Here is a 25,319-nt window from a genome sequence, read left to right on the forward strand (position 1 = left end):
GAATGCCAGTAAGACGGTTTTATAAACTTTACTTATCCCCAAGCAGAAAGTACGTAAAGACATTGAAAAATTTGCTCGGCTTTGTGCCGGGCAATTTGTCTTTATACCGGTTGGCTTTTCGCCACAAGTCTGTAGCACAGAGTGTTAAGAAGGGGGTAAAGAACAGCAACGAACGCCTAGAGTTTTTAGGCGATGCTGTTTTAGGCAGTGTTGTGGCCGAAGTGCTGTTTAAACTGTACCCTTATAAAGATGAAGGCTTTTTAACCGAACTACGCTCTAAGATTGTTAATCGTGCCAATCTTAACCAACTTGCCCGAAAACTAGGCTTCGAAAAGCTGATAGAATACGATAACCGCATGATCAGTGCCACCCGGCAAGGATCATTATTGGGCGATGCTTTTGAGGCATTGGTTGGTGCAGTTTACCTGGATAAAGGGTACGATTTCACTAAAAACTTCCTGATCAACCATATCATTAAATCTCACATTGATATCCATACGCTTGAGCAAACCGAAACCAACTTTAAAAGTAAGTTGATAGAATGGTGCCAGCGTCACGGTAAGGATATTATATTTGAACACATCCCTAACCAGGAAGGCGAAAGCACTAAATTATTTACCATTGTTGTAAATGTTGATGGCGAAGTAATGGGCCTCGGTAAAGAGTTTAGTAAAAAGCACGCTGAAAAACTGGCAGCCGAAAAAGCTTGCGAAGCTTTAGGGATTTGATTTAAAGATATTTACAGGGGTTATAAAGCCTGTCTTCTTAAAAGATTCGTACGATTTTTTGATATATACAATCACCTCGTAGTCTCCCCATTTCACAATATCATCATGTGCTGGTCGGTAGCTTAACATAAACAAGCGCAGACTATCCCCCTTTAAACCTGTAGTTCTCGAAACCAGGTCGGGTGTGTATTTACGGTCCACTTGCGTGGCTTCATTTTCATTTTTGGCAAACTGTGCAAATCTGCGTTGCTGGCCAGCTGTTTTGCCGAAGAGTTCGTTAATGGTTGTCAGCGGGTTAAACACGTAAGCCAACGGTGGTGGTTTGCCGTCGAAGTAAAGTCCTTTGCTGCGGTATACGCCCATCACCTCATCTAATTCTTGTTTTTTGGTTTGGCCTTTTATGGTTACCTGGTTTAAGGTAATGCTGGGCAGCAATGAAATGTATAAGGTGCTAAAGCTGGTAATTGGCTGTTTAAATGGAGTAAAGCCTTCCTTGTTAATCAACAAGGTATCGCCTACACTTACTCTTGTATTAAATTCGCCGTAAAGATTGCTTTTTGTAGTAACGTTGGTTTTGAGGTTGGTGATGTCTGCGTCGGCAATTTTTTCGAGCATGCCTTTTTTAAACACAATACCCCTTACCGATTCCACCTGCTGCGCATGGCAAAACAGTGGAATAGCACATAAACAAAGTATTAGTATTCTTAAAGTTCCCCTAAACATAAGTTACAAAGGTAACCATAAGCAAGTCACGCAAATGTGAAAAAGTGTTAAACACTAGTGAGTGGTTGAACAAGTTAAATGGTTAGAATAAAACTTAATCAACTACTCAACTCAATCAACCACCCACTAATTCACTACCTTTGCAGTACATGAAGTCCTCCTTAAATCTCTTCGATTTTTCTCAGAAAGTAAACTATAAAAATGAAATTCTAGCCGGCCTAACCGTCGCCATGACGATGATCCCAGAATCATTATCGTTCGCAATCCTTGCAGGCTTTCCACCATTAGTTGGTTTGTATGCAGCCTTTATTATGGGCTTAGTTACATCCATATTTGGGGGAAGACCTGGTTTGATATCGGGTGGTGCGGGCGCAACAGTTGTTGTGCTCATCGCGCTCATGAAATCACACGGCATAGATTACGTATTTGCCGCGGTGGCGCTGGCCGGTGTTGTACAAATACTGGTGGGGCTTTTTAAACTGGGCAAATTTATCAGGCTGGTGCCTCAACCGGTAATGTATGGCTTTGTGAATGGCTTGGCAGTGATCATCTTTATGGCGCAGTTGGAGCAGTTTAAAACGGTAACTAACCGACAGGAGCATTGGCTCACAGGTTCGCCGCTGTTAATTATGGGTGGCTTAGTGGCGCTAACCGTGACCATTGTGATGATATGGCCGCGCATAACTAAAGCTGTTCCACCATCGCTGATTGCTATTATTATTGTGTTTTTAGTAGTGTTAGGTTTTGGTATACATACCAAAATGGTTAAAGATATTGCCGCCGTAAGCGGTGGTTTCCCTCCATTTCATATTCCGCAGGTTCCCTTTAATCTGGTTACGCTGCAAATCATTTTTCCTTACGCTCTAATTATGGCTGGTGTGGGTTTAACAGAAGGCTTGTTAACATTGAATTTGGTCGACGAGATGACCGCCACCAAAGGCAATAGCAATCGTGAATGTATTGCGCAAGGTAGTGCCAATATACTAAATGGTTTCTTTTATGGGATGGGTGGTTGCCCAATGATAGCCCAAACGTTGGTTAATCTGTCGGCGGGCGCGCGGGCGAGGTTATCGGGCATTATCGCTGCGCTTACCATTTTGCTGGTTATTTTAATAGGTGCGCCGGTTATAGAACGTGTGCCAATGGCGGCGCTGACGGGAGTAATGATTATGGTGGCTATTGGCACGTTTGAGTGGTTGAGCTTCCGTATTATTAACAAAATGCCTAAACAGGATATTTTTGTCGGGATCTTGGTGGCTTTAATCACCATTTGGTTGCGCAACCTGGCATTGGCGGTTTTAATTGGTGTTATTATATCGGCGCTTGTATTTGCCTGGGAAAGTGCCAAGCGTATCAGGGCGCGCAAGTATATCGACGCCGAAGGTGTTAAACATTATGAGATATATGGCCCGCTTTTTTTCGGCTCTGTAACGGCCTTTAACGAGAAGTTTGATGTGGCCGGTGATCCGCAGCAAGTAGTCATAGACTTTAAAGACAGCCGCGTAGCCGATATGTCGGGCATTGATGCCTTAAACAAACTCACCGATCGTTATCATAAGGCCGGTAAAGTGCTCCATCTCAAGCACCTGAGCGACGATTGTCGCATGCTGCTAAAAAACGCGGAAGCTGTGATTGACGTAAATATTTTCGAAGATCCGGGATATCGGGTAGAATAAGTGAAGGGTTGATTGGGTAAAGTGAGTTTCGAAGTGCTAAAAACAACGTAATCAATGGCTTAACTCAGTCAACTTAGTCAACTGGATAATCAACTATTCAATTTTACCAACAAAACTGTATCTTTGCACATGATAAAGTCAATGACAGGGTACGGCATAGCTGTTTCCGACTCTGGCAGCACCAAATATACAGTTGAGATCAAATCGCTCAATAGTAAATTCCTCGAGTTGTCGCTGCGCATGCCCAAAGCATTTTCTGAGAAAGAATTTCAACTGCGTACCGACTGCAACAAGCAGATTGAGCGTGGCAAAGTAAACCTCAGCATTAACATTGAGCAAACAGAAGGCCCAACTAAAGCTGCTGGTATCGACACGGTATTACTGAAACAATACTACGATCAGTTAAAGGCAGTAAGCGAGAGCTTAAACGAGCCTGCTACTAATCTGTTGCAATTAGCCCTGGGCTTACCAGAGGTGGTTAAGTACGACGAGGAGACTTTATCTGATGAGCAGTGGAAGATGGCCGAAAGCACCTTTAAACAGGCAATGGCTGCATTTCAACAATTTAGGGTTGATGAAGGCAATGTGTTGGAGAACGAGTTGAAAGGCCGTATTGCTATCATCCTACAAAATTTGGAACAGGTAATTATCGAAGAACCTAAGCGTGTAGCCCAGGTTCGTGAGCGTTTAAACACTTACCTGGCCGATGCCGTTGGCCGCGAAAATGTTGATCAGAATCGCCTGGAACAGGAACTGATCTACTACATAGATAAGCTTGATGTTACCGAAGAAAAAGTAAGGCTTAAAAGCCATTGCGACTACTTTTTAGAAACCCTTAAAAGCGCAGATGCCAATGGTAAGAAGTTAGGCTTTATTTCGCAGGAGATAGGCAGGGAAATTAATACCCTTGGCTCAAAAGCCAATGACGCTGCTATCCAAAAGCTGGTAGTAGGCATGAAAGAAGAACTCGAAAAAATTAAAGAACAACTGTTAAACGTATTGTAGTTAGTTGATTTAGTTTAAAATGTTGATTAGGTTGAATAAGTTCAAAATGATCAACCCAATCAACTTAATCAACTGCTCATCCAATCAACTTATACAATATGCCCGAAGGTAAACTGGTTATATTCTCTGCCCCATCTGGCGCTGGTAAAACCACCATCGTACATCACCTGCTTTCTAAAATGCCAGAGCTGGAATTCTCTATTTCGGCTACCACCCGCGATGCCCGCGGCGATGAACAACATGGTAAAGATTACTATTTTATCAGTGTAGAAGAATTTTTGCACCGCATTGCCAAAAAGCACTTTGTTGAATTTGAAGAGGTTTACTCAGGCACATTCTATGGCACGCTCCGCGAAGAAATAGAGCGAATCTGGAAAACCGGTAAAACCGTAATATTTGATATCGACGTGGAGGGTGGCCTTCACCTAAAACGTAAATACGGGCATCAGGCCTTGGCTATATTTGTACAACCTCCATCGTTAGAGGTATTGAAAGAAAGACTTACCGGCCGCGGTACTGATAGTGCACAGAAGCTGGAAGAGAGATTCGAAAAAGCCGAAAAGGAGCTAAACTATGCGCCTCGATTTGATGTTATTCTAAAAAACCACGATTTGACTACCGCTTGTAACGAAGCAGAACAGTTGGTGAAGGATTTTATAAACAATTAAGCTTTTTGATTTTAATTTAGCAATCAATTGGTTTTTTGTTTGTTGATTTTATAATATATTGCTTATATTATTGCGAAAATCAGTTGTTAGAAAATGAAGATAGGCTTACTGTTCGGTTCTTTTAATCCTGTGCACATTGGCCATTTAATTATTGCTAATTATATGGCCAACCATACCGAACTAGACAAGGTTTGGCTGGTGGTATCGCCCCAAAACCCTTTTAAAAAACTAGGCGACCTGATTAACACCTACGATAGGCTGGAAATGGCTCGCCTGGCAACTGATAACTCTGAAAACATTTCAGTAAGCGATGTTGAACTAAAGATGCCGCAGCCGTCTTACACCATTGACACCCTAACCCTGCTTAAGGAAAAATATCCTGAGCACGAGTTTGCTTTAATAATGGGATCGGATAACCTGATCTCGTTGCCCAAATGGAAAAATTATAAGCTTATTTTGCGCGATTACCGCGTTTTTGTATACCCAAGGCCAGGCTATGAAAATGCAGATTTGGCAAATCATCCCTCTGTAACTATCACCATGACGCCCTTGATGGAGCTGTCAGCAACGTTCATCCGCAAGTCTATTGCAGCAAAAAAAAATGTGCAATACTTTGTGCCAGACCCAGTTCTGAAATTTATTGAGAACAAGAATTTATACCGGTAAAACAATCTTTTTCCTGCCACGTTAACAAATTGTCAAATTTGTATAAAGTTGATCCTCGTATAGGTAAAACTGTATCTTTGTCCACAAGAAAAAAGAGATTAATATGTTAACGAAGCACAAAGTTTACGAACTAATTAATCAGTTGCCAGATACATTCTCTGTTGATGAACTGGTAGATGAGTTACTGCTATGGCAGAACATTGAGAAAGCAAGGACACAGGTTAAAAATCGCGAGGTTACGGCCGAAGCCCCTGTTCAACCTGCTGTTTTTGCAATGTAATTAACAATTACTCGGGCGGTAGCATATTCTCACCTCTGTGCTACACCCGCTTTCCAAGAAGTGTACCCAATCCACATATAATTCCTAACACTGTTTCGCGTATCTTTACTTTTGTGAGCGAGAAAACCATTTTAAAACTGCAGCTGCCAACAGACCCTCTTTGGGTTAAAAACGTGGTAGAAAGTAATATCGAAGAGATACTAACAGACCATGCTTATTGCGAGCAAAAGGCAGCCAGTAATGCCATAACTATTATTGTACAAAACCCTGACCTTAGTGACCTTGTGCAGGAAATGGCCGATTTAGTGCGCGAGGAAATGGATCATTTTAAGCGCGTACACGACATTATTATTAAACGTGGATATACTATGGGCCGCGAGCGGAAAGATAACTACGTGAACGAGCTATTTAAGTTTCTGACCAAAGGCGGGGGTAGGAGCATTCAGCGCGTTGACCGTTTGCTGTTTTCAGCCATGATAGAGGCTCGCAGCTGCGAACGTTTTAAGGTATTGTCTGAAAATATCGGAGACCCGGAACTGTCTGAATTTTACCGCGAACTAATGATCAGCGAGGCAGGCCATTACACCATGTTCCTGAAGTTTGCAAAGAAATATGCTGACGGGATAGATGTAGATAAACGCTGGGAAGATTTTCTGGTTTACGAAGCAGAGGTAATCAAAAACTACGGCAAAGCCGAAACTATACACGGCTAAATTACGCGGTTAGCTGGCGTTCAATGCGGTCTATAAGATTATTCATATCAAAAGGCTTGGATAGAAAATCATTAGGGGCCCCCTTATCAAACATTACGTTATAGGCATTTACATTTGCCGAGAGCAGTATTACCGGTATCCAGTTTAGCTTAGGATCGGATTTTATACTTTTACAAATATTTCGGCCATCCATGCCAGATAGCATAACATCCATTAATATCAGGTCGGGGTGGTATCCATTAATTTCATCAAATACCTTCTCGCCACGGGTTATAGGTTTAACATCAAACTGATACTCACAAAGTATGTCTGTTAATACCTCCAATACTCCCGGATCATCGTCTACAACTAAAATGCGCTTGCTCATTATGATAACAGATTATACATATATTAATATAATGATACAATGATTGTGCCATATAAAATATAATAAGCTGTTTATCAGTAATAACTAAAGGCGAATAAGCCCTGCATTGCTATGCAGATAGTTGTTAATGATGTCCATATCAACGGTATCACTTAAAAAGCCGATATAGTTATCGGGCCTTACCACCAATGCTTTAGCATGATCTGTTTTTACCTCAAAAGCATCAAATATGTGCTGATTTTTATCGGAAGGCGGCAGATAGAAGAAATTCAATCCCGGGCCATAATACTGCGTAATCCAGCGGGCAAAGGCCAATAGTTCCATTTCGGGCAAGCGCCCCAAAAGTATCAGGGTAAATCCTGGCTTGCTGCACCAGGCATGTAAGTCTGTTTCTACCTGTTTCTTCTCATCATATAACTTCAAATAAGGCAGGCGGTCGCCGGCTTTGATTCGATGTGCGTGGCTGAGATGCAGATTGATGTTACTGTGTCGATAATTGATATCTAGCTGTGACACCCGCTGGAAAAAGGCTTTTCTTATGGACTCATTTTTCCACAACAATTGCAAGGCTTGCGGTAGTACATATTTTTTCAACCCCTGTGAGAACCACGATTTCGACATGATGATGTTAAACAGCCTATCGGTGGTTTTAAGTAGTTGACTGGCTACCGGCATCCGCTCCGCGGCATAACTATTCAATGTTGTTTCATATAGCTTGCCATTAATAACCCCAGCCAGTTTCCAGGCCAGATTATAGGCATCTTGTAAACCGGTATTCATACCCTGCCCGCCAACAGGAGAATGGATATGCGCTGCATCGCCGATTAAAAAGCACCTGCCACTTCTAAATTTATCGGCCATGCGGTGGCTCAGCTTATAGGTTGTAAACCAATTGCACTTGTTTACAATTAAAGATTTATGCGTAATCTGCTCAGTAAATGGGATGATGTCGTCGAAAGTTACATCGGCTTTGTCCATCAACTGGTTCGGCATGCTGCCAATTAAACGATAGCCATTCTTCTCAGAAGTAGGGAAAAAGCCAGCGAAGCCTTTAGCGCTTAGATTAAGTCCAATGTATTCATCGTCGTGGTTGGATACAAAATCGGCCAGGTAGAATAAATGGGGATAAGTATCGCCATTAAAATGAATATTAAGCTGATGGCGTACCTCACTATGCGCACCATCGGCACCAATTACCCAATCTGCCGTTATGGTAACATCTTCGCCATCGCCGGTAATTATAGCATCTACCGATTTGGCGTTTTGTTTAAGCGATTTTAGCGTAGTGCCCCAATAAACCGGCACTACTTTTTGGGTCAGATCATTTATTAATACCCGTTCGTTTTTGCTTTGAGGGTAAATAAAGATGTATGGGTAAGGGGTTTCGCCCTCACCGGTATTAACAATTTCTAAAGTGCTTTTTAGTTTGCCATCATAAAAAAAATGTAAGCCAGTATTGGGCTTACCGCCTTTTAACACCTCATCAACCAAACCCATTTGCCTGTAGATTTCCATAGAGCGCGCCTGAACGGCCAGTGCTTTAGAATAATCTGTAGGGCCAAGTTTACTATCGATAATAATAGGTTCAATGCCGTATCTAAGCAGTTGAGCGGCCATCATTAAACCCGACGGCCCTGCGCCTATAATTAATACTTTGGTGTTTTGGCTTATTAACTTCATCAGGCATGAAAAAGTAAAAAGATAGTCGGTTTTTTATGAAGATCGGGTGTGGCTTTTTTCCACGCCGCTATGGTTTGGGTTTTCACCAGTTCGTCTTCGCCTGTTAAATTGCAGACAATACATAAACGCGTATTGGGCTTGCAGGTTTTTAACATTTCTTCTAATAACGCATTGTTGCGGAAAGGTGTTTCTATAAACAACTGCGTTTGTTTAAAACGTTCGGCCAGGTTTTCCAGCTCTTTAAGCCTGCGGCTACGGTCGCCTTTATCAATAGGCAAATAACCGTGAAACGTAAAGCTTTGCCCATTAAATCCGGAAGCCATAATGGCCAGCAGGATAGAACTTGGCCCAACCAACGGCACTACCTTTATACCGCGACGGTGTGCTTCGGCAACAATATCCGCACCGGGGTCGGCTACGCCGGGGCAACCAGCTTCGCTCATGAGCCCGGCATCACGGCCGGCCATTAGCCCGGTAAAAAATGTGCCGATTTCATTGTTGCGGCTGTGTTTGCCATAATCGTGCAGTATCAGTTGGCTTTGAGGAATTTGCAACCCGGCCTCTTTTAAAAAACGGCGTGCGGTTTTCTCATTCTCTACAATATATTCGGTAATGCTGTTAATGGTTTGTACCAGGTAGGGCGTAAAAGACTTTGCCGCTGCAGCATCGGCAAGCGGAACTGGTATCAGATAAAGTGTTCCGGTGGGCATATATTGCAAAGTTGCTTTTTTTAATTTAATTTAAGGGTAACAGAAAGGAGTTAATCAGAAATGAAATCGTTAGGTATTAATTGGTTTATTGACGGTTGTATTGACTTTGAGCATAAGAAATACATTTTGCTCGATTATCTCCAGGAAATTAACTGCCATTTTGATAAAACACGGCTATATCCAAACCTCACAGACTTGATTTTCCATTACAACAACCTGATGGACTTTAAGCATAACAAGGCCGTATTACAACAGGCATTTCCGCAACGTTTAAGTAAGGCCGATATAGAAGCGGTTACACTTACCTACAAAAAGATGGTGGCCGATGATAACTCCATGTTTGAAATTGAGCGCATTATCACCTATGCCATCAACAAAATGGATCCGGCTATACAGCTCGGTAAAGAGCTATATGATTTTGTAGAAAGTCGTATCAATATCGATCCGGTAGGTGTAGTACCCCTACTGCCCTTTCACGGTTATTTTACGTTGCGTAATGGCAAAGGCAAAACTAATTGGGTTTACGAGTATCATATTACATTTTTCGAAAATAAAGACGACCAATACCGAGGTATCAACACCGAGTTTATAAATACCTTTGAGCAGGGTATTGTTACCACACCCGAATCTATTAAATTGGATCTGGTCAAGCATCGCAAGCACCTGCCCAACCCTGCGGTGTATCATGTACAAAGTGATATTACCTTCCCACTGGAGCAAACTTTATTGCCTGTGGCTAAAAAAAGCCTTGTGAAGTACATTTCTGCAGCGTAAGTTCGGTCCATGCAATCGGACCTTCAGCAACTTTACGGTAACATAGATATTTACCTCTTCGATCAACTACTTAAAGGCACTTACAATAATTGCAACAAGGTACTCGACGCAGGCTGCGGAGGCGGGCGTAACCTGATCTATTTTTTAAAGAATGGCTACGAGGTGTATGGCATCGATCCTAATCCCGATGCGGTATCAGCAGTTAAGCAATTATCACAAACCCTGGCTCCTGCTAATTCAGTTGAGAATTTTGTAGTTGCATCGGCTGAGAAACTTCCCTTTAACGATAATTATTTTGATTTGGTGATCAGTAGTGCGGTCTTGCACTTTGCCAATAACTCCGAGCATTTTGATCACATGATACACTCGATGTGGCGGGTGCTGAAGCCCGGAGGGTATTTATTCGCCAGGCTTGCATCAGATATCGGGATTGAAACACTCGTACAGAGCTTAGGCAACGGTCGCTATCTTTTGCCAGATGGCAGCGAACGTTTTTTGGTTAACCAGCACTTGCTGCTTCAATATACCGAAAGCCTTAACGGTCTGCTTTATGAGCCTATTAAAACCACCAACGTGCAAAACTTGCGGTGCATGACTACCTGGTGTTTGCAGAAAGTTTAATAGATATAAGTTGTCTCATGCATTCAATCCGCCAATGCGGGGTTGGTGTTTTTAGTTTGATTTTCGGGCTCGTTTATCTTCTTTACGTAGAGCTCATCAACCAAAATAAACACAATTGATAAAAGCGGAACAGCCAGTATAATTCCAAACGCCCCTGAAAGTGTCCCCATTAAAACCTGGCTAATAATGGTTAATGCAGGGGGGAGCTTAATCATTTTGTTTTGTATAATTGGCGTAACCACATTGCTTACTATAGTTTGTGATACGATATAAATAAGCGAAACGATGATGGCTGTATTGAAGCTGACGGTAAGTGCTAAGAGTACGCCCGGTATCATGGCAACCAATGAACCAAAGTTGGGTATGATTTTTAACATGCCGGCAAAAAGCGCCAATACCAACGCAGCCGGGATATGCATTATAGTTAAGCCGATAAACAACATAATGCTTATTAATACCATAGAAAGCAACATGCCTTTGAGCCAGCCTTTTAACGATAGGCTAATACGGTCGATGATGCATTTGGCGAGATCTTTCCGGTCAGACGGGACGAGTAGGATAATCCCATCCTTATACACGGATGGACTGAGTGTAAAAAATATGGCCAAAAATAAAATGATATAGATATTGCCAAGCACCCCAAAACTGGTACTGAAAAATTGCCCTGCTGTTGCTACGAGCTTTTGCGAATTGTCGTCGGTGGAAGTATAATCGAGTATTTTTTGTCCGATCTCCGAATGCGAAAGTTTAATTTTGGCGCTTTGTACTGTGTGCGGCAGGGTGTCACTTAACTCCTTGATCTGCACCTGAATGTTGGCCCCCATAAACCAAAGTAACGCAGCCGAGAGGATGAACGTACCACCGACAGATACATACATGGCCGGCTTGCGCCCCCATTTTGTTCTACGCTGAATAATATCCCCGAGACCATGAAAATAAGTGGCAATAAGTGCGCCGGCAAGTACCATCAACAACACGTTAAAAGCAACGCGAGCTATTAATATCACCATAACCAGTAATGCAACTATGGCAACAGTGTGCCACACTTTTTGGATATAGGTTAGTTCTTTCTTTACCTTCTCGGCCGATTTTCTGTCTGTCATCTTACTACAAGGGATGTTAGACGTTTTACGTAAATTGGGGGTAAGTAAAACGTATGTGTTTAAATACCTAAATACAATTTAGTTGATTTATGTTTTAATTGGCCTTGCCGGAAATGAAAAAAGCCTCAGGATTTATTAATCCCAAGGCTTTAATATTTATGAGCGTTATACGTAAAACGTACAACGTCTAACTTAATTTAGCAAGCGCATCTTTAATACGCGGTATCATCTGGCGAATCTCTTCGTGAGTACAAGTACCAACCGAAGCCCTGAACCAGGTAACACTATCATCAGTACCGAATGCCGAGAATGGAACCAAAGCTACTTTAGCTTCTTTAATCAGATAGAAATTAATATCTGCTGGTGAGTTAAGCACCTCGCCGGTTGGGGTGGTTTTGCCAACGTAATCAACCTTTACAGTTAAATAAATAGCACCCATTGGCTGGATAGCGTCAACGCTGAAACCTTCAGATTTTAATTGTTGAAAACCATCGTATAAGGTAGAAAGGCTGGTTTGTATCTCGCCTTTAAAATGATTGAGATAGTTATTCAGCGGTTCTTCAGATTTGATAAATTCGGCTGTGGCAACCTGCTCGGCTTTTGGAGCCCAGGCACCCATGTGGCCAACTATCGAACGCATTTGGCCAATGATTTTCTCAGGACCGAAGCCCCAGCCTACGCGCACACCTGTTGCTGCAAGGCATTTAGAGATACCGTCGATATAAATGGTATAATCCTTCAGCGCCGGGCGCTGACTAACCGGGTCTACGTGCTCTTTGTTGAAGGTAAGTTTTGAGTAGATCTGATCGTACATCAGGTACAACGGCTTTTCGCCTGGTAAACGTGATGCATTTTCTTCGATAACCAGGTCACAGATTTCTTCCAGGTCCTTTTTATCGAACATGGTGCCGGTTGGGTTCAGTGGAGAGCATAATGCCAGCAGGGTAGCGCCTTTTAAGTGCGGACGGATATCATCTGCTGTTGGCATAAAATCGTGCTCGGCACGGGTTTCAATCTGTACTTCGTTAGCCGAAAGCAGGTGGCAATAGTGGTTGTTATTCCATGATGGTACAGGGTAAACCACTTTATCACCTTTATCAATCAAAGCCAAAAAGGTAGAATAGATTAATGGGCGAGAGCCACTGCTGATCAGGATCTGATTGGCGCTGTAGTCTAAACCATAATGTTTTTTCAAAAATGCAGACACTTCCTGACGCAGGGCAGCAACACCATCCGCCGGCGGATAATTAGTTTGGTTGTGCTCATATGCATCAATAATGCCTTGCTTTAGTTCGGCAGGTATCGGATAAATATTAGCATCAAAATCGCCAATGGTTAAGTTGGCTATTTGTTGGCCTTGTCTTTTCAGCTCATTAATCTCGGCGCCAATCTTAATAATCTCAGAACCTCTGAGGGTTTGGGCCAGGTGTGAAGTGCTCATGGTTGTATACTTATTATTATCGTAGCCTTTGGCAGGCTATTAATTATTTTAGTTGTATGCCGGTTTGCGCAATCTGATAATGCGCGCCCAGTGCATCACCTTCATAACCGGGTAAACGGGATCAAACTCGAACCAGCGTTTAGCAAAGTTAGCGCTATTAGGGTGCTTGTGATGGTTATTCTGAAATAACTCGCCGAGCATCAAAAAGTCGAAAGGCGTAGTGTTTTTCGATTTGTCGTTATTATCGAAATTGGCATAGCCATATTTGTGGCCGCACCAGTTAACAATAGCGCCATGGATAGGGCCCATCATAAAATGGATAGGCAACAATAGGTACATCCACCATTGTGTAGCAAATGCAACATAAAAAGCTACGTATAGTAAACCGAAAATAACGCGCGACACCATGGTAGAGCCATAGTAATCGAGTAAACGCCATTCTGGGTAATTGCCTTTAAAACGAGCTTCAGGCTCTCTAAGTCTTTTTTCGTGTTCGCGGAAACTGATCACTGTTCTCCACATCATCTGAAAAACATCAGTAAAGAAATGCGGCGAATGCGGGTCTTTCTCTGTATCGCTGTAAGCATGATGTTCACGATGCATAATAGCATAAGCCCTAGGGTTTAAAAATGATGAACCCTGGCAAATGAAGGTCATAACGTGGAATGTGCGCTCAAAAAACTTATGGGTAGTAAACATCTTGTGAGATGCGTATCTGTGTAGAAAGAAAGTTTGGAAAAAGAGCGACAGAAACCAGTGTGCCAGAAAGAATATAAGAATAATCACTATAACGGTATTATATGTAGGCGTTTATAAATGCTGCGAAAGTACGAAAAATTTTGTCTACAAGCTGTCAGTTTTTGATGGCTTGTTGGTGCAGTTAGTACAATGTAAAACGATCAACTGCTGTTTTTGTTGCAACTAAGGCCTATTCATTGTGCTATTTAACAGTCATTTATTATTTATTTTACTATAAATTATTGTTGGCAAAAGTACGTCACCAATAACAAAAAGGGCGCTCAGTTACTAAGCGCCCCTTTTGTTATTAAAGTTTTTAATATCTTATTATTTGGCGCTATCGCGCAGAGCTTTCACCTTGTCGTGGGCAAGTCTTTGCTCCTGTGCCTGGCGCGATACAATTACGGATAGTTCGCCAGAGAGGTCACCGCTGTTTAGCGCAGATTGGTAAGCTTTTTTTATGGCATCTTCACCACGCTCGCACTCTGATAAAATACTGGCCCGGTCTTTACCGGTAAAAGCAGCTTTAACATCAATCCACGCACGGTGAATGGCGCCGCTTACACTCGAGCCGATTTGCACATCGTTATCGTATTTGGTTACCGCCTGGGTAAGTTCCTGGGTGTTTTTGCGGCTTTGTTGCGAGTAAGTTTGGAACAGTGATTTCAGGTCGGCATCATTGTCAGATAGGTCTGCAATTGCTTTTTCAAAACCTTCAACACGGTCATTGTTGATTTCTATTAAGTCGTTTAAAACTTCAACTGATTTTTCAATGGTTTCCATAATAATAGATTTTTGTAATACTGTATTGCGTTTGCAATACAAGAGGTAGGTTGCAATTAGTATGCCATTGGTTAATTATGGATTATTATTATTATATTAAAAGTTAAAATCCCTTCCGCAAGACGTTGCGGAGGGGATTTTAGATTAGATTATTTATCAAGCAAATCCTTTCAGAACACTTGTCCAGATAAAGCTTCACAAAATATGTCTACCAACTGCGGGTGCTGAAACCGCAGCGATAAATTACTTATTAACTACTTTATCGTATAACTAAGCAGCTTAAATGTGCTTTTTACCCCATAGGTGCTGGCGTCCATTTCGATAATGCCGATACCTTTAGCAACATAAAAATCATAAGTAGCAAAAGTGCTGTAGGTGGAGCCGGTAAGTGCATACTGCAGCTGTACCGTAGTGTGAATTACATTGGTATATGCTTTGCCTGCAACGGTTTTGGAAATACCAGTGGCAATTATTTTACCCAACATTTGTGCTGGTATGCCGCTTATCGTGCCATCATCTGTAACTTTTGCCTTCCATGTGTAGTTTACTTTGGCGGTGTCGTTGAGGTAAGTGAAGTCGATGTCCCCTGCTCCCGCCGAGCTATTTCTCCAGTTATAAACGTGATTGCCATTATAAAAATAAGTGTTTGCATTGCCAATTACTTTGGCCTTGCTTTGTACCACGTGATAGGATTTTCCACCATAAGTTTGAGTTGACGAACTCATGGTCATTACGGTTGTATCTACGGCAGGGTAATCTGTTGCATACTTCCAGGTAGAATTAAGTGTAAGCGGCTGATAAGTATCGGAAGTTGCAGTATCCGGCGAATCTGCGCCGCTTTTTTTGCATGATGTAAAAAGGGTTGTAATGAGGCAGACTGCCGCCATTGTAGCAAATGCATTTTTTAGATGTATCATGTATAAAGTTTAAGTTTTGTCCTAAAATAGATATTTTGAGGAATGATGCAAAATGAACAGGGTGTTTTACCGTGGGTTCCGGATGCCTAAGTTAGAAGTCACACTAAATGATTAGTAATTGTGCGAAATTTGTGATTGGCAGTACCCTGCAATCAGCCTATTTTAATAAACGTTAAAGTAATTTTCAACTACTTTATATCATACCCAATCAACTTCACTGTACTGGTAATTCCATAAGTACTGGAGTCTATTTCTATAATGCCTATACCCTGGGCCACGTAAAAGTCGTAGGTAGCATAAGTGTCGTAACTGGAGCCGCTCAAAGCGTATTGCAAGTTAACGGTAGTATGGATAACCTTACTGTAAGTTTTGCCTGATATGGTTTTTGAGATTCCTTTTTCAACAATTTTGCCTGTCATCCGGGCGGGGATGCCATCAAGTGTGCCATCGTCTGTGATTTTGGCCGTCCAGGTATAATTTACCTTTGCCGTATCATTTAAATAAGTAAAATCAATTACGTCGCCGGTGCCTGCGGCGCTGTTGCGCATGTTAAAAAAGTGGTCTTTGTTAAAATAATAACCTGTGGAGGTACCGCTTTTGCCTTTACTCTGTATCGATTGATACACTTTGCCATTAAAGGTTTTGGTGCCCGATGTAATGGTCATCACGGTAGTGTCTTTCGTTGGGAAATCGACAGCGTATTTCCAGTTAGAATTCAGTGTTAGGGGTTGGTAGCTATTTGATGTGCTTGTAGTTTCATCATCAGGAGCTGAAGTGTCTTTTTTACAAGCGGTAATTAGGGTTGCAAGCAGGCAAAGTATTGTGAGTGTTTTGAATGTAGATTTCAGGTTCATAGGCTATGGATAAGATATGCGTATGTATACGCCGAATCTGAAGCGCTTGTTACAGATAAATAAATGGGTGTACCCCAGACTCCGTTAAATCAATACTTGGTACACGCTTTAACTTTCATGGGTTTTTGGTAGGAATATCTGGTATTCATGCTTCAAAATGATACTGACAATCAGTTTATAAGCCCCGATTAACTTATGTATTGTGCTTACAAATGGCCTTTTTCGACATTTTATAAGCATGCTATGCTAAATGCCTGAGCACTAAATGCAAATTTCCTTACAAAGCCCTTGTAAATTAAACAAATGTCTGTATCTTTGCAGTCCCGAAAAATGCGGGTATAATAAAGTATTTAATTAAATTAATTTAAAGCAAGTGAATACGTTAAGTTACAAAACTGTCTCAGCCAACAAAAAGACCGTTAACAAAGAATGGGTTGTTGTTGACGCTAATGGCGAGATTTTGGGGCGCTTGTCTTCTAAGATCGCAGCGATCATCAGAGGAAAACACAAGCCAGGGTTCACCCCGAACGTAGACTGCGGCGATAACGTTATTGTTATCAATGCAGACAAGGTAAAACTGACCGGAGATAAATTCGCAACTAAGCAATATATCTCTTACACTGGTTACCCAGGTGGTCAGCGTTTCATTTCTCCTAAGGAGTTAATGGCAAAACATCCAGAGCGTGTAGTAGAAAAAGCTGTACGTGGTATGTTACCTAAAAATCGTTTGGGCCGCGCCTTATTTGGCAATCTGCACGTTTACGCAGGTGCCGAGCATCCTCATGCAGCACAAAGCCCTAAAGCCATTTAACTTTTAATTTTTAAAGGAGAAAAGAAATGCCAACAACAAACACTTCAGGCAGAAGAAAAACCGCTGTTGCCCGTATCTATTTAAACGACGGCAATGGTGCTCTTACCGTTAACGGTAAAGACTACAAAGAATACTTCCCTACTTTACCTTTACAATACGTTGCTACCCAATCTTTACTGGTTTCTGGTTCAGAGGGTAAATTCGACATCGTTGTAAATGTAGCTGGTGGTGGTGTTAAAGGACAGGCAGAAGCCGTTCGTTTAGCTATTGCGAAAGCTATTGTTGAACTTGATGCTGAAAAGAAACCAGCTTTACGCGCTAAAGGTTTAATGACACGTGATGACCGTATGGTTGAGCGTAAGAAACCGGGTCGCAGAAAAGCTCGTAGAAGATTCCAATTCAGTAAACGTTAATATCAGGAGGACACAACAATGGCAAGAACAACATATCAGGATTTACTTGACGCAGGTGTACACTTTGGTCACCTTACCCGCAAATGGGATCCAAAAATGTCTCAGTACATTTTCATGGAGCGTAATGGTATCCACATTATCGATTTAAATAAAACCTTAACTAAGGTTGAAGAAGCTGCTGCAGCTATTAAACAAATTGTAAAATCAGGACGTAAAGTTTTGTTCGTAGCTACTAAAAAGCAAGCGAAAGACATCGTTGCTGATTACGCAAAAACAGTAAACATGCCTTTCGTAACCGAGCGTTGGTTAGGTGGTATGTTAACTAACTTTGCTACCGTACGTAAGTCGATCAAAAAGATGTCAAACATCGATAAATTGACTAAAGACGGTACTTACAGCAACCTTTCTAAGAAAGAGCGTTTAATGATCCAACGTGAGCGTATTAAATTAGAAACCCTTTTAGGTGGTATCTCTGATTTAAACCGTTTACCTGCAGCATTATTCTTAATTGACGTTAAGAAAGAGCATATCGCAGTTTCTGAAGCATTAAAGTTAAACATCCCAACCTTTGCAATGGTGGATACTAACTCTGATCCTTCTAACATCGATTTCCCTATCCCAGCTAACGATGACGCTACCAAATCAATCTCTTTGATTACCGGTATCATTATCCAGGCTATCCAGGAAGGTTTAGATGAGCGTAAACGCGAAAAAGAAGACGAAGCTGAAAAAGAAGCAGTAGCTGCAAAAACTAAAGCAGATGCTCCTGAAACCACTTCAGGTGGCCGTGGCGCAAAACGCGTTGCTGCAGAAGCTGAGGCTGAAACTGAAGCTCCCGCTACAGAAGAATAATAAGCCCCCAACCCCTAAAGGGGAGTGAGGATAAATATTTAAAATGATGAATTGCATGAAAATTGCAATTCATCATTTTTCATAAAAACTTAAAATTAAATCGGGTTACAGGTCATATGAGTTTGCTAACTCGCAGTTCATAAACCCGCAACTCATAACAATAAAAAACTATGTCTACAGTACAAATTTCTGCAGCTGATGTAAACAAACTGCGTCAGCAAACTGGTGCAGGTATGATGGATTGCAAAAAAGCTTTAACCGAAACTAACGGTGATTTCGAAGCTGCAATTGATTACTTAAGAAAAAAAGGTGCTAAAGTAGCAGCAAGCCGTTCAGACCGCGAGTCAAACGAAGGTGTTGTTATTGCACGTACTTCTGAAGATGGTAAAAACGGTGTGATCATCGTTTTAGCTTGCGAAACTGACTTCGTTGCTAAAAACGCTGAGTTTATCGCTTTCGCTAATGCAGTTGCTAACGTAGCTGTAAACAGCTTACCTGCTAACGTTGAAGAACTTGGCCAATTAGAAGTTGATACCGAAACCGGTCGTATTAAAATTGCTGATGCATTATTAGACATGACAGGTAAAATCGGCGAGCGTATCGTTATCAGCACTTACGAAGTGTTAGCTGGCGAGAAAGTTGTTCCTTACATCCACGGTAACTTCCGTTTAGGTGTATTGGTTGCTTTAAACGCTAACCCTGCTGGTGTTGATGAAGCTGGTAAAGACGTTGCAATGCAAATTGCTGCTATGAACCCGGTAGCTGTTGATAAAGACGGTGTTGATGCTTCTACAATTGAGCGTGAGTTGGAAATTGCTAAAGAGCAAATCCGCGCTGAAGGTAAACCAGAAGAAATGGTTGAAAAAATCTCTCAAGGTAAATTAAACAAATTCTACAAAGACAATACTTTGTTAAACCAGGAGTTTGTTAAAGACCCATCTAAAAATATCTCTCAATTCCTTAACGGTGTTGAGAAAGGCCTGACCGTTACCGCATTTAAGCGAGTAGTTTTAGGAGCTTAATTTATTTATCCCCTCGTTTATTAAACGAGGGGATTTTTTTTGCCCTTTTATTTTTGTCTCCTTCTGGTATCTGAGTGATAGCGAAGGATTTTTTGTGAGAAGCCTGCTGAACAAAATTCTTCACGGCATTCACAATGACAAAGACTGAATACTGAAGTTGATTTTTTGTCCTTACATTTGGTTTACATGATAACTGCCTTCTATCATCTGCAACTTATTGACAATGGTACCATTACCAACAACAAAGCAATTTTAGTTGAGGACAAAAAAATAAAAGCCGTAATAGCCGAAAGCGAAATTCCCGGCGGGTCAGAAAAAATTGATCTTCATGGTGCTTATGTTGCTCCGGGACTGCTCGATCTGCAGATCTACGGTAGTGGAGGCAAACTGTTTGCCGGTAAGCCCGAGATTGCTGCTCTAAAGCAATTGGAAGATGACCTGATTAAGCAGGGCACCGTCGGCTTTTTTGCCACCATAGGCACCAATACTGACCCAATTGTTGAGCAGGGCATCGAGGCCGCCAAGGCCTATCGGAAAACCTGCATAGGCAACTTTTTGGGCTTGCACCTCGAAGGGCCTTTTCTAAATCCGATTAAAAAAGGCGCACATCCTGCCGAACTGATCCATAAAGCTACCTTAGAAAAAGTAAAGCGCTGGATAGAATCCGCCGAAGGCGAGGTTAAAATGATAACCATAGCACCCGAATTGCAGGATCAGGAAGTGATTGACTATCTGCATAATGTAGGAGTGATTATATCATCGGGCCATAGCAATGCTACTTACGAGCAGGGTAAGGGCTTTTTAAATAAACCTATACCGGCAGTAACCCATTTATTCAATGCCATGCCGCAAATGCACCACCGTGAGCCTGGTTACATACCTGCAATTTTTGAAGAAAAGCCTTACACCAGCATTGTTGCCGATGGCAACCATGTAGATTTTGCGATGATTCGTTTGGCTAAACGCGAACTGGGCGATAAGCTTTTCCTGATAACCGACGCAGTTACTGCAGCTACTGAAGGCACATATCAACACCAGTTGGTTGGCGATAAATATGTAATGCCTGATGGCACACTCTCTGGTTCGAGCCTTACCATGCTTAAAGCAGTGCAAAATTGTGTAGAAAAGGTTGGTATAAACCTTGCAGAGGCTATTAATATGGCAACTTTATATCCCGCGCAACTTGCCGGTTTAAATAAAGGCCGCATCGAAGCAGGATTTGATGCGGATTTAGTAATTTTTAGTGATACTTTTGAGGTTAAAGCTACGTGCCTGGCCGGAAAGATGTATCAATTTTCTGATTTACCTGTAAAAAACTCTAACTAAACTATTTATATGAAATACAAACGGATATTATTGAAGCTTAGCGGCGAATCATTGATGGGTGACAGACAATACGGTATTGATAATAACCGTGTATTGCAGTATGCTCATGATATTAAAACAGTGTTTGATGCAGGCATTGAAATAGCCATTGTTGTAGGAGGTGGAAATATATTCCGTGGGTTAAGCGCCGAGAAATCGGGCATGGAGCGTGCTCAGGCCGATTATATGGGTATGTTGGCTACGGTAATTAACTGTATGGCTTTGCAAAGCGCGTTAGAAGGCATTGGTGTACAAACCCGTTTGCAGTCGGCCATTAAAATGGAGCAAATTTGCGAACCATATATCCGTCGCCGTGCTATGACGCATCTGGAAACTGGCCGCATTGTAATTTTCGGTGCAGGTACAGGTAATCCTTATTTTACTACCGACACAGCAGCATCATTACGTGCCATTGAGATTAAAGCCGATGTGGTATTGAAAGGTACCCGCGTTGATGGTATTTATACCGCCGATCCGGAGAAAGACCCGACTGCTACCCGTTACGATGAGATCAGCTTTGGTGAAGTTTACGCTAAAGGGTTAAACGTAATGGATATGACAGCCATCACTCTTTGCCAGGAAAACAAATTACCAATTATCGTATTTGATATGAACAAACCAGGTAATTTCGAGCGCATAGCTAACGGTGAGGCAATAGGAACACTTGTAAAATAGGTGTTGGAATCAAGGATCAAGAGCCGAGAATCGAGATAAAGACGTGTCGGAATTCTGATTTCTTGATCCATGAACACGATATAAGAATAAGTCTTGATTCCTGATTCTTGTCTCTTGACTCTAAATTACTATTTTTGACAAAATTTATTCAGAATGAGCGAACTCGTTAAAAAACAGTTGAATGATGCAAAGGCATCAATGGACAAAGCTGTTGATCATACAGATAATGAGCTATCAAAAATCCGTGCCGGTAAAGCAAGCCCAGGCATGCTTGATGGCATTATGGTAGACTATTATGGTACACCAACTCCATTAACACAAATAGGCAACGTAAACACCCCGGATGCCCGTACCATTATTGTACAGCCTTGGGAAAAATCTTTGCTTAACGCTATCGAGAAAGCAATTAAAGAAGCAGATCTGGGCATCAATCCTCAAAATGATGGTGTCGTTATCCGCTTAAACGTACCTCCACTAACCGAAGAGCGTCGTAAAGACTTGGTTAAAAAGGTTAAAGCAGAGGCAGAGAACGGTAAGATCGCTGTACGTAACATCCGTAAAGATACCAACGCTAAAATTCAGAAATTAAAATCTGAAGGCGTGTCTGAAGATGAGATCAAAACAGGTGAAGGCGAAGTTCAGAAATTGACTGATGCTTACATTGTTAAAGTTGATAAATTATCAGAAGCGAAAGAAAAAGATATCATGACGGTTTAAGCAATAATAAACCTAATGTCAAATTAAAGGGAATGAGCGGATTACGCCATTCCCTTTTTTATTTTTGTGTTGAAACATGAAAATACTCTTATCCTATTTGTCGCGCTACCGTTGGGTAGTGGTTTTTGCCCTGGTTTTAGCAGGGTTTAACATTGGTTTTTCCTTACTGGATCCCTATATAACAGGCCGTATCGTTGACGGCTTTATCGAAAAACGAAGCAAACTTGATTTTAATGCCTATGTGTGGGGAGCAATTGGTATGGTTGGTTTGGCTGTTGGTGCCGCTATGGTGTCGCGTATAGCCAAAAACCTGCAAGATTATTATACCAACATCATTGTACAAAAGGTAGGCGCTAAAATGTACGCCGATGGTTTACGCCATTCGCTCGAACTGCCTTACCAGGTGTTTGAAGATCAGCGCAGCGGCGAAACGCTGGGTGTGCTGCAAAAGGTACGTTTAGATTGCGAAAAGTTTATTACTTCGTTTATCAGCATCCTGTTCGTAAGCTTTATCGGGATGATCTTTGTGATCGTTTATTCGGTAAGTGTAAGCTATCAGGTTACTTTGGTTTATTTTGCAGCTATACCCGTTATTGCTTTTGTAAGCATGGCTTTGAGCCGTAAGATAAAAACCATCCAGAAAAAGATAGTTGGCGAAACCACAGCCTTGGCTGGTTCAACCACCGAATCGTTACGTAACATCGAACTGGTAAAAAGCTTAGGCCTGGCTAACCAGGAAATAGAACGCTTAAATAATACCACTTATAAGATCCTTGAACTGGAGCTAAAGAAAGTGAAGTATGTACGCAGTATGAGCTTTGTACAGGGCACAACAGTAAACTTTGTGCGTAGTACCATGGTTGTAGTATTGCTGATACTGATCTTTAAACAAACAATATCACCGGGACAATACTTTAGCTTCCTTTTCTATTCTTTCTTTTTATTTAACCCGTTGCAGGAGCTGGGTAACGTTATCCTGGCCTGGCGCGAAGCCGAGGTTTCTCTGGGTAATTTCCAGCGTATCCTCAATATCCCTATCGATGTTAAGCCTGAGAAACCTGTGCTGATTGAGAAGCTGAAGAAGTTAACTTTTGATCAGGTAAGTTTTAAGCACTTAACGGCCAATCGCAACGCGTTAAATCATATTGGTTTTGAGGTAAACACGGGCGAAACTATTGCGTTTGTTGGTCCATCGGGATCAGGTAAAACTACCTTGGTGAAACTATTGGTGGGTTTGTATCAGCCGTTGGATGGCGATATTCTTTACAACAATGTATTGAGTAAAGAGATCGATCTGGATCAGCTGCGCGAGAAGATTGGTTTCGTTACGCAGGATACTCAACTGTTCTCAGGCACCATCCGCGAAAACCTGAAATTTGTTCGCCCCGATGCTACCGACGAGGAGTGTATGAATGTACTGCATCGTGCGGCTTGCCAAAGCTTATTGGCACGTGCCGATAAAGGTCTAGACAGTGTGATTGGCGAAGGCGGTGTAAAAGTATCTGGCGGCGAAAAACAACGTTTATCAATTGCGCGTGCCTTATTACGTAAGCCGGATCTGTTAGTATTCGACGAAGCAACATCGGCCCTGGATTCTTTAACCGAAGAAGAGATCACAGAAACTATTAAAGATGTTTCGGTGTTGAAGGACCATATCACTATTCTGATTGCCCACAGGCTTTCTACCATAATGCATGCCGACCGTATTTATGTGTTGGAGAAAGGCCGTATCATCGAATCGGGCAAACATGCCGATTTGCTATCGCAAAAGGGATTGTATTATGCCATGTGGCGTCAACAGATAGGCGAAAAGTATAGCACAGAAGAACCTTTGGCTAACGTGTAGAAAAATGGAAAATCTTCCGATGGTGTCGGGAACGCTCGGCTTAATATTGATGATTGTGTGGCTTGCGCTGCTCGTCTTCACCCTGCTCCACGCCATCGGAAACAAAAATATCGACAGAAACAACAAAATACTTTGGGTTGCCATTATGGTAGTTGTACCTATCGGTGGTTCATTGGTTTATTTGTTTTGGCGATTGGTGAAGACGATAGCGAACCCCTCTTAAAAACGAAAAAACTGTGTCATTGCGAGGTACGAAGCAATCTCGTAGCTAGCACATTCGCTGTGCATGCTACGAGGTTGCCACGCTATCACTCGCAATGACACTTTGGTTAAAATCATAGGAAGAGGACCCTAACTTACCGGCTCCGTAGCCTCCGGCGAATGAATATCTTTCAATGTGCTTGGTATAAGGTTGCGAGTTTTAAAGAAGGTGACGGTTACCACTAACAACGTCATACAGCCACCAAACAATACAGCGGGTGTAGTACCTATCTTAGCTGCCATGCCCGATTCAAAATCACGCTTAATCTCGTCCAAGAACAGAATCCACCCGTCTTCCCGAACTTGTTTCGGGATCCCATAGGATAGGTAAACTATACAAAGTAAGAAGTTGCGAATGTGTAGGTGGCTCAACTAACCTGGCAGAGAATAGCATCCTTAAGCCCCCCCCTACGCTTCACCATTTACATAAAAATCTCTGATCCTTTTGGTTTTTAAGTTAATTTTAAACTGAAAAAAACAACTTCCACCATCTCTAACTATAACGATGGATGTTTGCCAATCAGAGCCCATTGCATCGCAAAAGCAATTCACAAAAACTTCTTTTTCTCCGTTAGCATTAATAGCTGGAATATATTGTCTGTAATAAGATAATATGTTATTTATTTGCATGTTGCGACGTTTTTGTGCAGTATTATATCGTGCTACGGCGGTGCTAGTTAGCTTCTCAATTTCGGAGGTTTCCTGCTTGCTAAGAGTTGCAGAGGTGACCATGTTTTTTAAATATGGTCGGTATTCTTTTTTGTATTCGATAATAGCATACGCAATAGTATCGCCAGGCTTAACGGTTCGCTTGGTTACTGGTGGTGGTAGCGATGTGTTTTTTTGAGAACAAGAAAATACAACAAATAAACAGCTGAAAATACATAACAAGAGAACCGTTTTCATTCTC

General features: G+C 41.8%; 30 protein-coding genes. 18 read left to right on the forward strand and 12 right to left on the reverse strand.

Features of this window, described 5'->3' with window-relative positions; translation table 11 throughout:
- Window positions 1-2: 2 nt before the first annotated feature.
- Window positions 3-728, forward strand: a complete 726-nt coding sequence (rnc, locus tag GSY63_RS13210) for a ribonuclease III (protein ID WP_166586297.1) — start codon at window positions 3-5, stop codon at window positions 726-728.
- Here the strand turns inward: rnc and GSY63_RS13215 are convergent.
- Window positions 717-1,379: a hypothetical protein gene (locus tag GSY63_RS13215; RefSeq protein WP_166586298.1), complete on the reverse strand. Its 663-nt coding sequence runs from the start codon at window positions 1,377-1,379 to the stop codon at window positions 717-719. The two genes, rnc and GSY63_RS13215, sit on opposite strands and share 12 nt — an antisense overlap.
- A gap of 221 nt (window positions 1,380-1,600) precedes the next feature.
- On the opposite strand from GSY63_RS13215, the gene GSY63_RS13220 reads away from it, so the two are divergent.
- From GSY63_RS13220 to miaE, 6 genes are all read left to right on the forward strand, one after another.
- Complete coding sequence (locus tag GSY63_RS13220; protein WP_166586299.1) at window positions 1,601-3,127, forward strand: SulP family inorganic anion transporter; 1,527 nt, start codon at window positions 1,601-1,603, stop codon at window positions 3,125-3,127.
- Between the two features lie 129 nt (window positions 3,128-3,256).
- A complete protein-coding gene (locus tag GSY63_RS13225; protein ID WP_243749226.1) occupies window positions 3,257-4,132 on the forward strand; it encodes a YicC/YloC family endoribonuclease in 876 nt (291 codons plus the stop codon).
- A 98-nt stretch (window positions 4,133-4,230) separates the two neighbouring features.
- Entirely contained in the window at window positions 4,231-4,800 is a 570-nt protein-coding gene (gene gmk / locus GSY63_RS13230) for a guanylate kinase (RefSeq protein WP_166586300.1), read from the forward strand.
- Window positions 4,801-4,893: 93 nt separating this feature from the next.
- Window positions 4,894-5,466 (forward strand): nicotinate (nicotinamide) nucleotide adenylyltransferase, encoded by a 573-nt coding sequence (gene nadD, locus GSY63_RS13235; RefSeq protein WP_166586301.1) that lies wholly within the window; start codon window positions 4,894-4,896, stop codon window positions 5,464-5,466.
- A gap of 103 nt (window positions 5,467-5,569) precedes the next feature.
- The gene (locus tag GSY63_RS13240; RefSeq protein WP_166586302.1) at window positions 5,570-5,746 is read left to right on the forward strand and encodes a hypothetical protein; all 177 of its coding nucleotides are present in this window, start codon (window positions 5,570-5,572) and stop codon (window positions 5,744-5,746) included.
- 113 nt (window positions 5,747-5,859) lie between these two features.
- Window positions 5,860-6,459: a tRNA-(ms[2]io[6]A)-hydroxylase gene (miaE, locus tag GSY63_RS13245; protein WP_317168567.1), complete on the forward strand. Its 600-nt coding sequence runs from the start codon at window positions 5,860-5,862 to the stop codon at window positions 6,457-6,459.
- A 1-nt stretch (window position 6,460) separates the two neighbouring features.
- Here miaE and GSY63_RS13250 read toward each other — a convergent pair whose 3' ends face one another.
- The 3 genes from GSY63_RS13250 to GSY63_RS13260 form a co-directional block, all read right to left on the reverse strand.
- A complete protein-coding gene (locus GSY63_RS13250) occupies window positions 6,461-6,826 on the reverse strand; it encodes a response regulator (protein ID WP_166586303.1) in 366 nt (121 codons plus the stop codon).
- 84 nt (window positions 6,827-6,910) lie between these two features.
- Window positions 6,911-8,506 (reverse strand): FAD-dependent monooxygenase, encoded by a 1,596-nt coding sequence (locus GSY63_RS13255; RefSeq protein WP_166586304.1) that lies wholly within the window; start codon window positions 8,504-8,506, stop codon window positions 6,911-6,913.
- Window positions 8,506-9,216 carry an SAM-dependent methyltransferase gene (locus GSY63_RS13260; protein WP_166586305.1) on the reverse strand — a complete coding sequence of 237 codons (711 nt, stop codon included), beginning with the start codon at window positions 9,214-9,216 and terminating at the stop codon, window positions 8,506-8,508. The genes GSY63_RS13255 and GSY63_RS13260 overlap by 1 nt, the downstream gene beginning before the upstream one ends.
- Window positions 9,217-9,276: 60 nt before the next feature.
- On the opposite strand from GSY63_RS13260, the gene GSY63_RS13265 reads away from it, so the two are divergent.
- Together GSY63_RS13265 and GSY63_RS13270 are read left to right on the forward strand one after the other, a co-directional pair.
- Window positions 9,277-9,990 (forward strand): hypothetical protein, encoded by a 714-nt coding sequence (locus GSY63_RS13265; protein WP_166586306.1) that lies wholly within the window; start codon window positions 9,277-9,279, stop codon window positions 9,988-9,990.
- A gap of 9 nt (window positions 9,991-9,999) precedes the next feature.
- On the forward strand, window positions 10,000-10,611 hold the full coding sequence (locus GSY63_RS13270; RefSeq protein ID WP_166586307.1) for a class I SAM-dependent methyltransferase: 612 nt from the start codon (window positions 10,000-10,002) through the stop codon (window positions 10,609-10,611).
- 23 nt (window positions 10,612-10,634) lie between these two features.
- Here the strand turns inward: GSY63_RS13270 and GSY63_RS13275 are convergent, their stop codons facing one another.
- The 6 genes from GSY63_RS13275 to GSY63_RS13300 all read right to left on the reverse strand — a co-directional run bounded on the left by GSY63_RS13275 (window position 10,635) and on the right by GSY63_RS13300 (window position 16,447).
- Window positions 10,635-11,714 carry an AI-2E family transporter gene (locus tag GSY63_RS13275; protein ID WP_166586308.1) on the reverse strand — a complete coding sequence of 360 codons (1,080 nt, stop codon included), beginning with the start codon at window positions 11,712-11,714 and terminating at the stop codon, window positions 10,635-10,637.
- A gap of 187 nt (window positions 11,715-11,901) precedes the next feature.
- Window positions 11,902-13,155 carry a pyridoxal phosphate-dependent aminotransferase gene (locus GSY63_RS13280; RefSeq protein ID WP_166586309.1) on the reverse strand — a complete coding sequence of 418 codons (1,254 nt, stop codon included), beginning with the start codon at window positions 13,153-13,155 and terminating at the stop codon, window positions 11,902-11,904.
- A gap of 48 nt (window positions 13,156-13,203) precedes the next feature.
- Window positions 13,204-13,941, reverse strand: a complete 738-nt coding sequence (locus GSY63_RS13285; RefSeq protein ID WP_166586310.1) for an acyl-CoA desaturase — start codon at window positions 13,939-13,941, stop codon at window positions 13,204-13,206.
- 279 nt (window positions 13,942-14,220) lie between these two features.
- Entirely contained in the window at window positions 14,221-14,676 is a 456-nt protein-coding gene (locus tag GSY63_RS13290) for a ferritin-like domain-containing protein (protein WP_166586311.1), read from the reverse strand.
- Between the two features lie 254 nt (window positions 14,677-14,930).
- On the reverse strand, window positions 14,931-15,593 hold the full coding sequence (locus GSY63_RS13295) for a hypothetical protein (RefSeq protein ID WP_166586312.1): 663 nt from the start codon (window positions 15,591-15,593) through the stop codon (window positions 14,931-14,933).
- A gap of 188 nt (window positions 15,594-15,781) precedes the next feature.
- Entirely contained in the window at window positions 15,782-16,447 is a 666-nt protein-coding gene (locus tag GSY63_RS13300) for a hypothetical protein (RefSeq protein ID WP_166586313.1), read from the reverse strand.
- A 373-nt stretch (window positions 16,448-16,820) separates the two neighbouring features.
- Here GSY63_RS13300 and rplM point away from each other — a divergent pair, with 373 nt between their 5' ends.
- The 9 genes from rplM to GSY63_RS13345 all read left to right on the forward strand — a co-directional run bounded on the left by rplM (window position 16,821) and on the right by GSY63_RS13345 (window position 24,371).
- Window positions 16,821-17,258 carry a 50S ribosomal protein L13 gene (gene rplM, locus GSY63_RS13305; RefSeq protein WP_166586314.1) on the forward strand — a complete coding sequence of 146 codons (438 nt, stop codon included), beginning with the start codon at window positions 16,821-16,823 and terminating at the stop codon, window positions 17,256-17,258.
- Between the two features lie 26 nt (window positions 17,259-17,284).
- On the forward strand, window positions 17,285-17,671 hold the full coding sequence (rpsI, locus tag GSY63_RS13310; RefSeq protein WP_166586315.1) for a 30S ribosomal protein S9: 387 nt from the start codon (window positions 17,285-17,287) through the stop codon (window positions 17,669-17,671).
- Window positions 17,672-17,689: 18 nt separating this feature from the next.
- On the forward strand, window positions 17,690-18,523 hold the full coding sequence (rpsB, locus tag GSY63_RS13315; protein WP_166586316.1) for a 30S ribosomal protein S2: 834 nt from the start codon (window positions 17,690-17,692) through the stop codon (window positions 18,521-18,523).
- Between the two features lie 170 nt (window positions 18,524-18,693).
- Window positions 18,694-19,545, forward strand: a complete 852-nt coding sequence (gene tsf / locus GSY63_RS13320; RefSeq protein ID WP_166586317.1) for a translation elongation factor Ts — start codon at window positions 18,694-18,696, stop codon at window positions 19,543-19,545.
- 186 nt (window positions 19,546-19,731) lie between these two features.
- Window positions 19,732-20,871, forward strand: a complete 1,140-nt coding sequence (nagA, locus tag GSY63_RS13325) for an N-acetylglucosamine-6-phosphate deacetylase (RefSeq protein ID WP_166586318.1) — start codon at window positions 19,732-19,734, stop codon at window positions 20,869-20,871.
- 9 nt (window positions 20,872-20,880) lie between these two features.
- Entirely contained in the window at window positions 20,881-21,585 is a 705-nt protein-coding gene (gene pyrH, locus GSY63_RS13330; RefSeq protein WP_166586319.1) for a UMP kinase, read from the forward strand.
- A 153-nt stretch (window positions 21,586-21,738) separates the two neighbouring features.
- Complete coding sequence (gene frr, locus GSY63_RS13335; protein ID WP_166586320.1) at window positions 21,739-22,302, forward strand: ribosome recycling factor; 564 nt, start codon at window positions 21,739-21,741, stop codon at window positions 22,300-22,302.
- A gap of 76 nt (window positions 22,303-22,378) precedes the next feature.
- Window positions 22,379-24,148, forward strand: a complete 1,770-nt coding sequence (locus GSY63_RS13340; RefSeq protein WP_166586321.1) for an ABC transporter ATP-binding protein — start codon at window positions 22,379-22,381, stop codon at window positions 24,146-24,148.
- Window positions 24,149-24,152: 4 nt separating this feature from the next.
- Complete coding sequence (locus GSY63_RS13345; RefSeq protein WP_166586322.1) at window positions 24,153-24,371, forward strand: PLDc N-terminal domain-containing protein; 219 nt, start codon at window positions 24,153-24,155, stop codon at window positions 24,369-24,371.
- Between the two features lie 128 nt (window positions 24,372-24,499).
- Here the strand turns inward: GSY63_RS13345 and GSY63_RS13350 are convergent, their stop codons facing one another.
- Window positions 24,500-24,685 carry a hypothetical protein gene (locus GSY63_RS13350; protein ID WP_208094541.1) on the reverse strand — a complete coding sequence of 62 codons (186 nt, stop codon included), beginning with the start codon at window positions 24,683-24,685 and terminating at the stop codon, window positions 24,500-24,502.
- Window positions 24,686-24,817: 132 nt separating this feature from the next.
- On the reverse strand, window positions 24,818-25,315 hold the full coding sequence (locus tag GSY63_RS13355) for a hypothetical protein (protein WP_166586324.1): 498 nt from the start codon (window positions 25,313-25,315) through the stop codon (window positions 24,818-24,820).
- Between the last annotated feature and the right edge of the window lie 4 nt (window positions 25,316-25,319).

Origin of the sequence: Mucilaginibacter agri, assembly GCF_009928685.1 — a bacterium.
GTDB lineage: Bacteria > Bacteroidota > Bacteroidia > Sphingobacteriales > Sphingobacteriaceae > Mucilaginibacter > Mucilaginibacter agri.